Below are 14442 nucleotides of genomic sequence, written 5' to 3'. Positions count from 1 at the left end.
GGCCATATCGAACGGTTGATCGGCACCCAGATGGGAAAACTCCACTTACTACCCGGCACGACCTTCAGCAATGCCCAGGAGCTTGGCGAATACGATTCAAAGCGGCATTCGGCGCTGATATTGCGCGAACTTGAGCGATACATCGCCCTCGACATTGTCGGTAACTACCATCAGTCGATCCACGGCACTTTGGGCCGCCCGCCAATCGCGGTCTGGCGCGAGCACGAGGGTGAAATTCCACTCCGATTGCCCAAGGATCGCATGCGTTTTTGGCTGACATTCCTGCCCGAGCAGGAGCGCACGCTGCAACCAACCGGGATCCATCTCTTTGGACTGCGCTATTGGTCGGCAGCCCTAAGTGCCGATGTCGGGAGTGCAAATCGCCGGCTGCTCGTCAAATACGATCCTCGGGACATGTCTCGTGTCTTCGTGCGGCGACCATCGGGCAATTTCGTGGAGGCCCGCTACGCGGATCTTACCTTGCCTTCGATAACACTGCACGAAGCCTTGGCAGCGCGCCGTGCGCTTCTGGCGAAAGGGCGACGAGAGGTGAACATTCGCACGATCGTTGGTACAGCTATTGAGCAGCGCAAACTGGTGGATGCAGCGATCAAGGCAACAGCGACTGCGCGACGTGGCCGCCTTGCCAGCGCGAAAACGAAAGTGGATGACGGCAGTTGGGGCTCGCTTCGGGGGATCGACTCCAGCAAACCTGTTGCTTTCGAGGACACAGAATGAGCTTGCATGAACACAGAAATCTCTCACCTGACTGCGAATGCCGCGGCACTGCTCGGTGAAGCAGACAAACAGTGCATCCGCGAGATAAGATCACGTCGCTGGCTCGTTTATCCGCGTGCCAAGCAGGTACTCGATCGCCTCAACCTCCTGGTCGATCATCCACGCGGGACGCGAATGCCTTCCATCGCCATATACGGTGACAGTGGAATGGGCAAAACAATGATCATGAAGCGTTTCCGTGACCAGCATCCGCCAAGCTTCAATTCGCTCACCGGCAGGCTGAAAACGCCGGTTCTCGCAATGGAGATGACCAGCCGGCCTGGCGAGAGACGGTTTTATGCCGAACTTCTGACCCTCCTCGGAGCACCACAGCGGCCCCGTGCCGATATCGCACAAATGGAGCAAGCTGCGTTACGCATCATGGAAGCAATCGGCGTGCAGGTGCTGGTAATCGACGAGGTGCACAACATTCTCGCTGGAACATATCGCGAGCAACGCATCGTCCTCAACACATTGCGCTTTCTGAGCAACCGCCTTCAGATCTCGCTCGTCTGCTTCGGGGTCAATGACGCCCGTGAGGCCATTGGTGGCGATGTACAATTGGCGCGCCGCTTCGAACAGTTCACGCTGAGCCGCTGGGTTGCAAATGAGCCGTTCGAAATCTTGGTCGCCTTGATCCTGCGCAACACGCCACTGCGTCACCCATCGGTGTTAACCGCAAAATCATTGCGGCGGATACTGCAGATCACCGAGGGCATCACTGCCAACATCTTCCACATAATCAACTCACTGGCTATCGAGGCAATCGAAAGCGGAAGAGAGCGGATTACCGATGAAGCCATTGAGAAATGGGAGCCGGAATTTGACGCCGAAGCAGCGTTCGCATGAGATGGGAATATCCGCACGGCAATTGCCGGTAAGGCTGGCTCCCTACCCCGATGAACTTCTGTCGTCGTGGATCATCCGGCATGCCGCGTTCTATGAGGTCCCTCCCTTGGCTATGCTTCAGCATTGCCTTCCCGAGGTACAATCTTTGCGCACGTCGGATCTAGACATGACCGAAAGTCAGGTTGCCCGCATCGCCCGTATGTTCTCTGCTGATCCCGCTAGGGTCCTGCGCATGACGTTCTCGAACATCGCGCGGTCGTCGCGGCGCCTGATTGCCAGCGAGCCCCGGCAATTATGTTGCAGCTGTAGTCCGATCACTAACGAGTTGCAGCCCGTTCTTCGTAGCCAGTTTCTCGGCTGGCGCATCACCTGTCCGCTTTGTGGTAACGTCATTCAGAACACTGACGGGGGTGCCCGCCCCTCTCCCTTCAGTCGCTATCACAATAGTGCCCTTATAGGAGAACAGCTTCTCGACGACGAGGCCGAGCGCGGTATGCAAAACTGGATGGCACCAAGCGAGATTGCCGGCCTCCTGCTGATGCGACGCGTTCCGAAGGCTTTCCCCGCTTATTACGAACGGTCCGGCTATAGAGTGCTCGGCGTGATCATTCCTGATCTCGATGACGTTCTCAGGATGGAAACAAGCAAACTTCCGTCGCGAGCAAGTACGCTCTTGCCGCTGCACTTGAGGCCAGCTCTTTTAGCTGGTGTGGCCATCGTCCAGCGCGCCGGGCCGGAGATGCTTCACATGCTGCGTAGCCATATGATGGGCGAGAACAAAGCTCGCTTCGGCAGCGCTATAGACGAGATCTTGGACTGCGCACGTCAGTCGCGGACGTCTTCGCAGTTGCACTTAATTTGAGATTATCGGCGCATAAAATCTCAAATTAAGTGCCAACCAAGAAAGAAGCGGCCGCATTCTTACGTTTAAGTGCCAAACGACAGGTACACAGCAGCTCAATCGGGATATCTCATACCAACGAGCGCCGTTTCCGACTCTCAGGGATTCCCACGGGGCTTCGAATCTGAATCCATGCAGCAAACGGGAGGTTTGCGATGGGTTCAGCAATTTTGTTGCGTGATGATTTCGATGGGCGTGCTCTTCGACAGCTCGCACGGCAAACGAAGGATGCCAACCAGGCGCGGCGGTTGCTGGCGCTCGCCGAGATTTATGACGGCGGCTCGCGCTCGGATGCGGCACGGATCGGCAGCGTGACGCTGCAGATCGTCCGTGACTGGGTGCTGCGGTTCAATGCGCGCGGCCCCGACGGGCTGGTGAACGGCAAAGCACCCGGCGGCCGAGCGAAGCTGAACGTCGCTCAGCGCCATGCGCTGGCGAAGATCGTCGAAAGCGGCCCGATCCCTGCGATCCACGGTGTCGTCCGCTGGCGGCGCAAGGACCTGGTGCAGTGGATATTCCAGGAATTCCGCATCGCGATGGACGAGACGACTGTCGGCCGTGAGTTGAAGGCGCTCGGCTTCGCCAAGCTGTCGGCCCGCCCGCGCCACTACGCCCAGAACGAGCTGGAGGCAGAAGCTTTTAAAAAGACTTCCCCGCCGCTCTGGCGGAAATCCGAGGCCGGCTCCCGCGCGGCACCGACCTCGAGCTCTGGTGGGCCGACGAAGCGCGCATAGGCCAGAAGAACAAGATCACGCGGCGGTGGGCGCGTCGCGGAACCAGACCCTCCGCACCCTTGGATCAGCGCACCATGTGGGCCTACATCTTCGGGGCCGTCTGCCCGCGGAAGGGAAAGGGTGCGGGCCTTGTCCTGCCCTATTGTGATACCGAAGCCATGCAGCAGCATCTCGCCGAGATCAGCCAGGCCGTCGATGAGGGAGCGCATGCCGTGCTCATCCTCGATCAGGCCGGATGGCACGTCACGCCGAAGCTCAAAGTGCCGGACAACATCACCCTGATGTTCCTGCCGCCTCGTTCGCCGGAACTGAACCCCGTGGAAAACGTCTGGCAGTTCCTGCGCGACAACTGGCTCTCGAACCGCATCTTCAAAGACTACGACGACATCGTCGCCCATTGCTGCGCCGCGTGGAACAAGCTCGTCGACCAGCCGTGGAAGATCATGTCCATCGGACTCCGCGAATGGGCGCATCGGTCATGATCACCGCTCGTTGGTATCAGTCGGTAATTCTTGACGCTCGAACGCAAGTGCTCTTGAAAAGATACGAACCTACCGCCCCTCAATTATCTTGACCGCGAAAAGGCGATATTTGCTGTTTTCCAGCGGCTTGCAGACTCCAGTCCTCGTCTGCGGTCATCCGCCATCTCGCGGCCACGCCCGGCTGCCTTCGGGCGGCGGAAATTGGTTGAGAGTAGCGATAATCTCCCGCCGTACGATATACTTTCGATTGCATATGCCCTTGCTATTGGTAAAACTTACACCTTACCCACACTACCATCTTGCTTCGAGAACAAGGCTGCAATGCAGGCAACTCTGATGTCGTTACAGAATGCGGTGAAAGACCTGCCGTCAGCTAGTGGATGGAATCTAACACTTGGTGCCCCCGTTTGACGGCAGCGATGATTTTGTCGGGATCGGCGGTCCAGGTGAAGGGCTTGGGTTGTTGGTTGTGCTCTGTAAGGAAGCGGTTGATGGCGGCCTGGAGGTCAACGACCGAATGAAAGACGCCGCGCTTGAGGCGACGCTTCGACAGTTTGGCGAAGAAGCCCTCGACGGCGTTGAGCCACGAGCAGGACGTCGGCGTGAAGTGGAAGGTAAAGCGCTGATGGCGGTCGAGCCAGGCGCGCACCTTGGGATGCTTGTGGGCGGCATAGTTGTCGAGGATGACGTGGATCGCCTTGTCGGCCGGCACTTGGGCGTTGATGGCGTTGAGAAAACGGATGAACTCCTGATGCCTGTGACGCTGCATGTTCCTGCCGATGACGGTGCCGTCGAGCACGTTGAGGGCGGCAAACAACGTGGTCGTGCCATGCCGCTTGTAGTCGTGGGTCATGGTGCCGAGCCGGCCCTTCTTCAGGGGCAGGCCGGGCTGGGTGCGGTCGAGCGCCTGGATCTGGCTCTTCTCGTCGACCGACAGCACGATGGCATGGGCCGGCGGGTCGACGTAGAGGCCGACAACGTCTTTGAGCTTGGCGACGAACTGCGGGTCGTTGGAGAGCTTGAAGGCCCGCCAGCGGTGGGGCTGGAGACCGTGCGCCTTCCAGATGCGGCGCACCGCGCTGGCGCTGACGCCCACCTCGGCCGCCATCATGTCGGCAGTCCAGTGCGTCGTCTCGCCCGGCGGGTCGGCAAGCGAAAGCGCCACCACCTGCTCGCCGATCTCCGGCCCGAGCGGCGCAATGCGCGAGGGGCGCGTCTTGTCGCGCAAGAGACCCTCGAAGCCTTCCGTGGCGAAGCGCTCCTGCCAGCGCCACACGCAGGTCTTCGACTTGCCGGTCTGTCGCATGATCTCGACGGTGCCGACGCCATCGGCACTCAGCAGGATGATCTCGGCGCGCCAGACGTGCTTCTGCGGCGCATTGCGATCACTGATGAGGGCTCTCAGGCGTTGGCGATCGGTCGGCGAAACGGTGAAGGCTATTCCTGTGCGCATGCGCCACACTCGCATACGCACTCGCCAAAGGGAATCCCATACGGACTCTTATGTTAGGCGGATACCACTAGAATCCTCTTGGCAAGCGATTTCGAGAACGGGCCAAAGATTGACCCTCTCAAGATCATCCAGATTTATGAAGCCAGCGAATGGGAAACGTTCATTGACGAATGGGTCCATTCGCTCAAAACCACATATGTCAACGTTATGCGGCCGACCGGTGCAGGAGACAAAGGCATCGATATTGCTGGCTTCTGTGACGCCGACCAGCTGCTCGGCATCTGGGACAATCACCAGTGCAAGCACTATACTTCACCCTTGAGTTTCGGCGTGGTCGCGCCTGAGATCGGGAAGATGCTCTGGTACTCTTTCTCAGGAGAATACAAAGCTCCGAGAGCATGCCGGTTCATCGCGCCGAAAGGCGCTTCGACATCGTTGTCGCTGTTGCTCTCCAATGCGAACAAGCTGAAAGCGAAGGTTCTTGCGGAATGGGACAAAGCCATCTCCGGAAAAATCACCTCGACCGGGCCGGTCACCCTAGAGGGAAAGTTTCTCGACTATGTCGGGGATTTCGATTTTCGGATCTTTTCGGCCGAGCAACCTCGAACGATCATCGAAGCCCATTCCAGAACGCGCTATCACATCGGCCGCTTCGGTGGCGGATTGCCCTCCCGTCCGCGGCCCGACGCTGTCCCTGTCGAGATCGGAGAGACGGAGGCGACCTATACAAGCAAGCTGCTCGATGCCTATGCAGAGCACAAAGGCGAGACGATTGCCTCGGTCTCGCATCTCGACAAGTGGGGGAATTTGAAATCCCATTTTCATCGCTCTCGCGAGGCCTTTTATCATGCGGAGTCCCTGCGGGTCTTCGTGCGCGAGAAAGTGGAGCCTGGTACTTTCGAGGGGTTGCAGACCGAGATACTGGACGGGGTCCTGGACACTCACGACGGCGAACACTCGGACGGATATGCGCGCGTCGTCGCCGTAACCGAGAAAGCGCAGTCCTTGGTTCTTGACGCTCATCCTTTGAACAGAAGCGCTTCTCCCACCGACCGTCGGGGAATCTGTCATCAGCTTGCGAACGATGGGAAGCTGACATGGCGCCGCTAATGCCTACGGCCTCGGCTTTCAACGGTTCGCTCGAAACGGGTGTGAGGGCCGTCTTCGTTCTGCACGCGCATTTCCCCCGGGCGGTAGATCTGAACCGGCTGACCGCGATGGATTATCTTGTCGTGCGAACCAGTGTCCTCGATGGACCCGCCGACCTGCATCCCCCGACACCGATCATGTCACCTGTCACGCAGGTCCGAAGAAAGTCCGTTCAATCTGCCGTAGCCCTGATGATGTCCCGAGGGCTAGTCGAGCAGGTTGTCGATGAAAGTGGGATCCTGTTTCAGGCCGGAGACAATGCGGAGTTTTTTGTCACCGCGCTTCAGACGCCATATCTCCGCCAATTGTACGAGCGCGCCGAATGGCTCGCTGGTTACTTCCAGGACTACAACGATTCCGGCCTCAACGTCGTCTATGGGGCTTCCGACACCGGGAAGTCCTATATTGTCGAAGCGATCGATTTTATGCTCGGTGGCAAGGGCCCTCTTCCCGATATCCCGCAGGCGAACGGCTATGATCGCGTACTGCTTGCGATTGCTTTCGACGACGGATCGGAAACGACATTGCTTCGAAGCATGGCCGGTGGACGGTTCCAGGCATTCGAGGGTCTGCACACGTCGATCCCGGATGCTGAGGGGAGTCCCCTTGGCGAAATTCACAACGAGCGCGATGAAACGAACCTCTCGTCGTTTCTTCTCTCCAAGATCGGCCTTGCAGGCAAGCGGATCAAAAAGAACGCAACGGATGAAACTCAGGCGCTGAGCTTCCGAAACATTGCGCGGCTGGCGATCGTCAACGAGGAGGAGATCATCCAGAAGCGTTCGCCCTTGTCCGATGGGAACTATACGGCGAATACGGCAAATACGTCCGTCTTCACGATGTTGTTGACCGGCGTCGATGAAACAGCGCTCCTGTCACGCAAAAGCACGTCCGCCGAAGACCAGAAGCGACTGGCCCAAATCGATCTTCTCGATCAGCTTATCGCGGACGCTCAGAAACGTATCACGACAATATCCGGCTCACGCGACGAACTGTCTGGTCAGGAGGAGCGGCTTACGAGAGCGATGGACAATCGCGCCGAACAGCTCGCCTTCACCGAGGAAAAATTCAAGGCGATCTCCTCCAGAAGGCGGGCCATCATCCAAAAGCTCGAGATTACCAACGATCGATACACGGAAATTGCCACTCTGCTTGACCGCTTCAATCTTCTACGGGACCACTACGTTTCGGACTATGAGCGCCTCTTAGGTATCCGCGAGGCGGGTAGCTTTTTTTCGGTTCTCCAACAGGAGGTCTGCCCGACATGCGGTGCTTCGCCCGACCATCACGATCCCACCGCGGTCTGCCACGGCGATGTAGCGGTGACCGTCGCAGCGGCCGAGGCGGAGATGCAAAAAATCGAGTCTCGGCAATCCGAGCTGACGACTACAATCGCCGCGTTGAACGCGGAGGCGCAATCAATTCGGAAATCGCTTCCCAATATGAGGAATTCACTGAGCGAACTCTCGATTGAGATCGAGACCGTTGTATCACCTGACCTTAGAAGACAACGCGCAACATACAAGGAGCTCGCGGACAAGGGCGCGAATGTACGCGAAGCGCTCGGTCTCTTCAGCAATCTGAATGATCTCACCAGTCGCAAGGCCAACCTGGAACGGCAGAACGAAAGGGGGGCAGGCGATGCCACATCCAACAATCGCCTGACAAATACCGTGGTCGCCCCGTTCGCTGAACGTGTTGAGAGCGTGCTCCGGCAATGGGGTTTCCCGGCAGTCGAGCAGGTGCACTTCGACACAACCGCCAAAGATCTTGTGGTGTCCGGGAAAGCGAGAACGTCCTACGGAAAAGGGCTCAGGGCCATTACGCAGTCGGCGTTTACGATTTCTCTTATGCAATATTGCGCCGACAATGATCTGCCTCACCCCGGGATCGTTGTGCTTGACTCTCCTCTGCTTTCTTACCGCGAACCCGATAGTGCAGAGGACGATCTCAGCGACACCAATCTAAATGGGAACTTTTACAGGTACCTTCTCGGCCTCGAGAGCGACCGACAAGCCATCATCGTTGAGAACATGGATCCGCCGTCCGATGTCGAACTCGGCAATCGGGTCGTTCATTTCTCCGGAATGGCTGATGAAGGCCGCTTCGGCCTTTTTCCTCTCTAGCCGGGCCGCCGCAGGCGCCCGGCTCGCCATATGGTCATTGGTGATATAGCTTATCCTCAAGATGATCATCACGATGCGATAGTTCGCTTTGGCGAATCAATCGTATTCCCGCGCCATACGGGATCAAAGGAGACCTCTAGCACGCAAGTCGGCCGCGAAGGTGATGAGCGGCATTACGAGAGTTAGCGGCTTGTCCTTTAGCGGTTCGGCACCATAGGAAGCGTACCAGTTGGCGGCTCGCTCGCCTTTGGCATCGATGATCAGTAAAAGTCCCCCGCCCTCTCCTGCAAGTCGCAGGCAGCGGAGCGCGGCGGCGGCTAGGAGCCGGCCTCCCAGTCCCTGCCCGGCAACCGCGCGGTCGGTAGCCAATCGCGCGAGCTTGAAGCCTGGCACGTCATGGCGGGAAAGACCGCGTGTCATTGCATCTGGCACAGTCGCATGCTCGACTGCCGAGGGCGCGATCGTATAGAACCCAAGAATACGGCCGGGCACTGCGTCGTCGATAGCACAGAAGGTTTTCGAGGCATTCTGCTCATGGCTCTGTCGAGCAAAGCGGAGCAAAAACTCGTTCATCTGACCGTCGCCGCAATCGAAAACTGCCCGACCGTGAGACTTAGCGATCGGTTCCTCATGCCATGCAGGTAAAGTCATAGGCTGCCAGGCAAACCGGCAATCGCCGCGCGCAGCTTGGCGTTAGGTTTAGGCGGATTTTCCAGAAGCTCAAGAATGCGAAGATGATCGCGCTTCGACACTTTGATCGTCTCGGCTTCCTCGATCACAGCCTCTGCTTCTCGCAGCGCGGATTGCGTCACGAAATCCGTCAGATCGGTATTACGAAGTGCCGCAGCGCGTACGAGTTTAGCCTTGGCCGTGGCAGGCACCCTCAAACTCATACGTTCGCTGTTCTCGTTCGCTATGCTCGGCATGTCAGCCTCCATCTTCCAACAGAATATAGGCGTAACTCCTCTTGTCGTCAATGGTGTGCGCCTTCAAGGCGTACAGGCCACCCAGGCGCACTTCTATATCTTCTTGGCTTGCCTCAGGGCGTGAAGAACGTTGGGATCACCGGTCAGCTGTTCAGCGATCTGCAGACCATCGCGAACGCCCTCAGGGGCAACGGGCGCCCGATCTCGCCAATTGACGCCCAGTACGGGCGCAAAGTCTGCCGACAGGCCGAGCCTTGGATGCGACCAATTGATTGGTTCGCCAAGCGTAATCCAGCCCAGCCCTGGTTGATCGAAAATCGCCAGATCGACGTAGAAATTTGCACCGCCGATCCCGCCCGCCTTTCCTGACGACTCGGCGACATAGGCCTTGGTAAAGGCAAAGTTCGCCTGGAGTTGCGGGATGATGTCAAAGGTGGGGCGCACTGATGCCGCTTCACGAACGGCCTGTTCAGTGTTGATCCGACCCTCCTGCAATCGGGCGAGTATGGATCGCAACTGGCCAGCCGAGGCATCCATGCCGGCCCGCCGGCCGCGCATGCGAAATCCGCAGGCCAAAACCATGCGCGCGCCGGGATGTCCGGCGGCGGCTTCGAGGGATTTGATTTCGCTGAACAGTTCCCACGAGCGTATCAGGAAATCGAACGTTACCGACGGCGATCTCAGCGAAAGATCGCGATAGGCGACTGCTCCGTCGTTCATGACCAGCGTCGGAAAATGGCGCGCACTGTGGCTTGCAACGACTTTATGAAAATCGCGGAGCCGCCTTAACGCTTCCCTTGATTTGATGTGAAGCGGATTGAAATCCGCGGCTGCAATCATGCCGCCATAACCCAGCAGATCAATCCAGCATGCGATGGAGACCTGGAACGGATATGACGCTCTCTTACCGACAATGGGTTGCGCGATTGGTCTGGCTACTTTGTCTTCCATGTCGACCAGTTTCCATTCTGCTTCGAGCCGCTGTCCCAGACTTGGGCAAACCCCTGAGATCGGCTTTGACTGGTGAGAACTAGAATTCGTTCTGCGCGCGAACCGCATCGATTTCAGCGCGTCCCGTTGTGCCACCATGTCGATAGGATTCGAGAAAGGATAGGCGGTAAGAGTTCGAAACGGCAAAGTCATTGATGTCGCTGCGCTGACGTTCGCTGCGGATAAGCCCGTTCACAGACAGGAATGTCAGCGCGTCGGGGATCTTCTTGCGGCTGATGCCGGAGTAGTCGCTGATCTTGTCGTAGCTGAGATCGATGACGTTACGGTTGATATCGCGCCGGGACACGAACAGCAGATAGGGCACTGTAAAGTTATCAGCGGATTGATGCAGCGATAGCTGGCGGGGACGGCTGTCAGGCTGCGGCGACACACGCGATTTTGCTCCAGATTTGCATGGCGGCGTTACGCAGGTCTTGATGTTGAGCCGATGACAGCGTATTGCGGGGAAAGTGGAACAGGTTGGCAATCGGATCATGGAAACGAACCGCTGAAGCTGGCGTGCCGACTTGAAGCGTTTCATGGTCCTTTCGCGTCGTCGGGTCGGCTGGTGCGAATTTTCCGCTCGATTATTTAGGCCTTTGTGCGACCGGTGTTCGACACCGGGCATGAGGTCGCGCCTGGCGGCATCATAGGACCGGAGCTTGTCGGTGATCATGACCCGTGGTGTCCGCCCTTGAGCCTTCAGCAACTTGCGCATCAGGCGCTTTGCCGCCTTGGCATTTCGGCGGCTTTGCACCAGCACTTCGAGGACGAAGCCGTCCTGATCGACGGCACGCCAGAGCCACTGCTTCTTGCCATTGATGGCCACCACACATTCGTCGAGATGCCATTTGTCGCCCAGGCAGCCGGCTGACCGTCGCTTGATCTCCCGGGCGAAATGCCGTCCGAATTTCTCCGCCCAGCTTCGAATGGTCTGATGCGTGACGATGATGCCGCGGGACGCCAGCATGTCCTCAACCATGCGCAGGCTGAGCGGAAAGCGAAAGTAGAGCCATACCGCGTGCGCAATGATCTCAGCGGGATAGCGGTGGCGACGATAAAGCGGATCACGAGCAACTTCTGACATGGCCCATGTACGCACATCTTCCTCAGCCGTCGGTTAACTTTACGGTGCCCCCCTTCCTGCAGGAGGGCGAAAGAAGCCGTAGATAGCGTCCGGGATTTCCCACACCTATAACGCAAGCCGATGTCATCAATCCGACAAATCGACGGAAATTATCGAATGGTACTCCAGGCTACTCAGCGCAAAGCCGTGGCGGGTCACGGCCTGCCACGGCGGGGATCGCTGACGATCAGGCCGTCTTGAGGTCTGCTATAACCTTTTCAAAGAATTCCTTGATTGGCTTCGACATATCAATCAAAGCCTTGGTGCTGAGCGCCTGGGATTCTTTGACCTGCTCGACACCCATGTCTATACGCTTGCGCAGGAAGGAACACTGTAGGTCGAAAACTTGGGACGGCGATTTTGCCCCGATCAACTCGCTAAGATGGAAGTCGTCCTCTCCGGGCCGGAACGTCGGCGGCGCTGGAGCACAGCAGAGAAGCTGGCGATCATCCACGAGACCTATGAGGCGGACGCCACGGTGAGTATCGTCGCGCGTCGACACGGCATCCAGCCGAACCGGTTGTTTGCCTGGCGCAAGCTGGCGTCCCAAGGGGCACTGACGGCGACGGCCGCCGAAGAGGAGGTCGTTCCGGCTTCCGAATATCGGGCGCTTCAGGCCCAGGTGAAGGAGTTGCAACGCCTGTTGGGCAAGAAGACGATGGAGAGCGAAATCCTGAAGGAAGCCCTCGAAATCGCCGGTGGCCCAAAAAAACATCTGTTGCGCTCGCTCTCTCTTCCCAGGGGGATTTTGGAATGAAGACCGTCTGCGAAACTTTAGGGGTCGCCCGCTCGAATATCGCCGCGCGTGCCGCAGGCTCCCCTTCCAGAGCCAGAGGACGCCCGCCGCTACCCTGATCGCGAGCTGGTGGAGGACATCAAGGCCGTCATCGCCGATACGCCCACCTACGGCTATCGGCGTGTCCATGCCATCCTGCGTCGGAATGCTCGGAAACTGGGGCGTTCGTGGCCCAATGCCAAGCGCGTCTACCGGGTGATGAAGCTACACAATCTGCTGCTGGTGCGTCATACCGGAGCGGTCGATGATCGCCTTCACGACGGCCAGGTCGCCGTCGAACGTTCGAACATCAGATGGTGCTCCGATGGCTTCGAGATCGGCTGCGACAACAAGGAGAAGGTCCGTGTCGCCTTCGCCCTCGACTGCTGCGACCGCGAGGCAATCGCCCATGTCGCCACCACGGAGGGCATCAAGAGCGAAGACGTGCACGACCTCGTGATCACCGCTGTCGAGAACCGCTTCGGCCGCATCAACATGCTGTCCGAACCCATCGAATGGCTTACCGACCACGGCTCCTGCTTCATCGCCAAGGACACCGAATCCTTGCTGCGCGACATCGGCATGGAGCCGTGCACGACGCCGGTGCGCAGCCCGCCGAGGCGTTCGTCAAAACCTTCAAGCGCGATTACGTCTCGGTCAATCCCACCCCGGATGCTGAAACCGAAATCGCTCAACTGCCGTTCTGGTTCGAGCATTACAACAATCTTCACCCGCACAGTGCTTTAGGATATCAATCGCCGCGCGAGTTCATCAGCTCGCAATCTCAAACCTGAGCATGTCCGGTCTTTTGGGGGCAACTCCATCCCAGGGCTAAGCGGTGAAGTGCAGGTTTAACACTTCTGTCAAACGAAGTTAGGAGTTGAGCCAAGCTATTGGCTCATCGAATAATGCTATCTAACGATGTGGTGGCCGCTGCTGCACGATGGCTGCCGAGAGTGTCGGATCGGTGTGTTTCGGCGTGCAAATTTGGCTCTGACTCACTTTTGATGAAATCAAGTGCTGGCTGATGTTGGTTTCACATAAGGAATCAGCACCATGGGTTATACCAACGAGCGGTGATCATGACCGATGCGCCCATTCGCGGAGTCCGATGGACATGATCTTCCACGGCTGGTCGACGAGCTTGTTCCACGCGGCGCAGCAATGGGCGACGATGTCGTCGTAGTCTTTGAAGATGCGGTTCGAGAGCCAGTTGTCGCGCAGGAACTGCCAGACGTTTTCCACGGGGTTCAGTTCCGGCGAACGAGGCGGCAGGAACATCAGGGTGATGTTGTCCGGCACTTTGAGCTTCGGCGTGACGTGCCATCCGGCCTGATCGAGGATGAGCACGGCATGCGCTCCCTCATCGACGGCCTGGCTGATCTCGGCGAGATGCTGCTGCATGGCTTCGGTATCACAATAGGGCAGGACAAGGCCCGCACCCTTTCCCTTCCGCGGGCAGACGGCCCCGAAGATGTAGGCCCACATGGTGCGCTGATCCAAGGGTGCGGAGGGTCTGGTTCCGCGACGCGCCCACCGCCGCGTGATCTTGTTCTTCTGGCCTATGCGCGCTTCGTCGGCCCACCAGAGCTCGAGGTCGGTGCCGCGCGGGAGCCGGCCTCGGATTTCCGCCAGAGCGGCGGGGAAGTCTTTTTAAAAGCTTCTGCCTCCAGCTCGTTCTGGGCGTAGTGGCGCGGGCGGGCCGACAGCTTGGCGAAGCCGAGCGCCTTCAACTCACGGCCGACAGTCGTCTCGTCCATCGCGATGCGGAATTCCTGGAATATCCACTGCACCAGGTCCTTGCGCCGCCAGCGGACGACACCGTGGATCGCAGGGATCGGGCCGCTTTCGACGATCTTCGCCAGCGCATGGCGCTGAGCGACGTTCAGCTTCGCTCGGCCGCCGGGTGCTTTGCCGTTCACCAGCCCGTCGGGGCCGCGCGCATTGAACCGCAGCACCCAGTCACGGACGATCTGCAGCGTCACGCTGCCGATCCGTGCCGCATCCGAGCGCGAGCCGCCGTCATAAATCTCGGCGAGCGCCAGCAACCGCCGCGCCTGGTTGGCATCCTTCGTTTGCCGTGCGAGCTGTCGAAGAGCACGCCCATCGAAATCATCACGCAACAAAATTGCTGAACCCATCGCAAACCTCCCG

At 58.5% G+C, this 14442-nt stretch carries 12 protein-coding genes and 2 pseudogenes; 7 read left to right on the top strand and 7 right to left on the bottom strand.

The window, feature by feature from the left end; genetic code table 11:
* The first annotated feature begins 30 nt into the window (after positions 1-30).
* The 4 genes from SJ05684_RS30770 (at position 31) to SJ05684_RS27795 (ending at position 3743) form a co-directional block, all read left to right on the top strand.
* A complete protein-coding gene (locus SJ05684_RS30770; RefSeq protein WP_488803563.1) occupies positions 31-738 on the top strand; it encodes a Mu transposase C-terminal domain-containing protein in 708 nt (235 codons plus the stop codon).
* A 6-nt stretch (positions 739-744) separates the two neighbouring features.
* Positions 745-1626, top strand: a complete 882-nt coding sequence (locus tag SJ05684_RS27805) for a TniB family NTP-binding protein (protein WP_014857716.1) — start codon at positions 745-747, stop codon at positions 1624-1626.
* A complete protein-coding gene (locus SJ05684_RS27800) occupies positions 1571-2488 on the top strand; it encodes a TniQ family protein (RefSeq protein ID WP_309568606.1) in 918 nt (305 codons plus the stop codon). The genes SJ05684_RS27805 and SJ05684_RS27800 overlap by 56 nt, the downstream gene beginning before the upstream one ends.
* A gap of 194 nt (positions 2489-2682) precedes the next feature.
* Positions 2683-3743, top strand: a protein-coding gene (locus tag SJ05684_RS27795; protein WP_085939171.1) for an IS630 family transposase whose coding sequence is annotated in 2 segments (ribosomal slippage) — positions 2683-3175 and positions 3175-3743 — 1062 coding nt in all. Because the reading frame shifts where the segments join, the coding sequence is not laid out codon by codon here.
* Positions 3744-4116: 373 nt separating this feature from the next.
* Here the strand turns inward: SJ05684_RS27795 and SJ05684_RS27790 are convergent.
* Positions 4117-5196 carry an IS630 family transposase gene (locus SJ05684_RS27790; protein WP_037446536.1) on the bottom strand — a complete coding sequence of 360 codons (1080 nt, stop codon included), beginning with the start codon at positions 5194-5196 and terminating at the stop codon, positions 4117-4119.
* A gap of 78 nt (positions 5197-5274) precedes the next feature.
* On the opposite strand from SJ05684_RS27790, the gene SJ05684_RS27785 reads away from it, so the two are divergent.
* Both SJ05684_RS27785 and SJ05684_RS27775 read left to right on the top strand, forming a co-directional pair.
* Positions 5275-6306, top strand: coding sequence for an ABC-three component system protein (locus SJ05684_RS27785; protein ID WP_014857789.1), 1032 nt, complete (start codon positions 5275-5277; stop codon positions 6304-6306).
* Entirely contained in the window at positions 6294-8471 is a 2178-nt protein-coding gene (locus SJ05684_RS27775; protein ID WP_244426750.1) for an ABC-three component system middle component 2, read from the top strand. The genes SJ05684_RS27785 and SJ05684_RS27775 overlap by 13 nt, the downstream gene beginning before the upstream one ends.
* A 123-nt stretch (positions 8472-8594) precedes the next feature.
* On the opposite strand, the gene SJ05684_RS27770 is transcribed toward SJ05684_RS27775, so the two are convergent.
* The 5 genes and pseudogenes from SJ05684_RS27770 to SJ05684_RS27750 all read right to left on the bottom strand — a co-directional run.
* Entirely contained in the window at positions 8595-9122 is a 528-nt protein-coding gene (locus tag SJ05684_RS27770; protein ID WP_014857792.1) for a hypothetical protein, read from the bottom strand.
* A complete protein-coding gene (locus tag SJ05684_RS27765) occupies positions 9119-9397 on the bottom strand; it encodes a type II toxin-antitoxin system TacA family antitoxin (protein WP_015633362.1) in 279 nt (92 codons plus the stop codon). Before SJ05684_RS27765 ends, SJ05684_RS27770 begins: the two co-directional genes overlap by 4 nt.
* Before the next feature lie 93 nt (positions 9398-9490).
* Positions 9491-10348, bottom strand: coding sequence for a hypothetical protein (locus tag SJ05684_RS27760; protein ID WP_014857794.1), 858 nt, complete (start codon positions 10346-10348; stop codon positions 9491-9493).
* Positions 10349-10427: 79 nt separating this feature from the next.
* Positions 10428-10778 (bottom strand): hypothetical protein, encoded by a 351-nt coding sequence (locus SJ05684_RS27755; RefSeq protein WP_100209425.1) that lies wholly within the window; start codon positions 10776-10778, stop codon positions 10428-10430.
* Between the two features lies 1 nt (position 10779).
* Positions 10780-11474: pseudogene (locus SJ05684_RS27750) on the bottom strand (IS6 family transposase); the annotation flags it as partial.
* 421 nt (positions 11475-11895) lie between these two features.
* Here SJ05684_RS27750 and SJ05684_RS27740 point away from each other — a divergent pair.
* Positions 11896-13082, top strand: a pseudogene (locus tag SJ05684_RS27740) (IS3 family transposase).
* A gap of 286 nt (positions 13083-13368) precedes the next feature.
* On the opposite strand, the gene SJ05684_RS27735 reads toward SJ05684_RS27740, so the two are convergent.
* A protein-coding gene (locus SJ05684_RS27735) for an IS630 family transposase (RefSeq protein ID WP_085939171.1) occupies positions 13369-14429 on the bottom strand; the annotation gives its coding sequence in 2 pieces (ribosomal slippage) (positions 13369-13937 and positions 13937-14429; 1062 coding nt in all).
* Between the last annotated feature and the right edge of the window lie 13 nt (positions 14430-14442).

Origin of the sequence: Sinorhizobium sojae CCBAU 05684, from assembly GCF_002288525.1 — a bacterium.
Classification (GTDB): Bacteria; Pseudomonadota; Alphaproteobacteria; order Rhizobiales; family Rhizobiaceae; genus Sinorhizobium; species Sinorhizobium sojae.
This window is presented reverse-complemented; position numbering and strand designations above follow the sequence as displayed.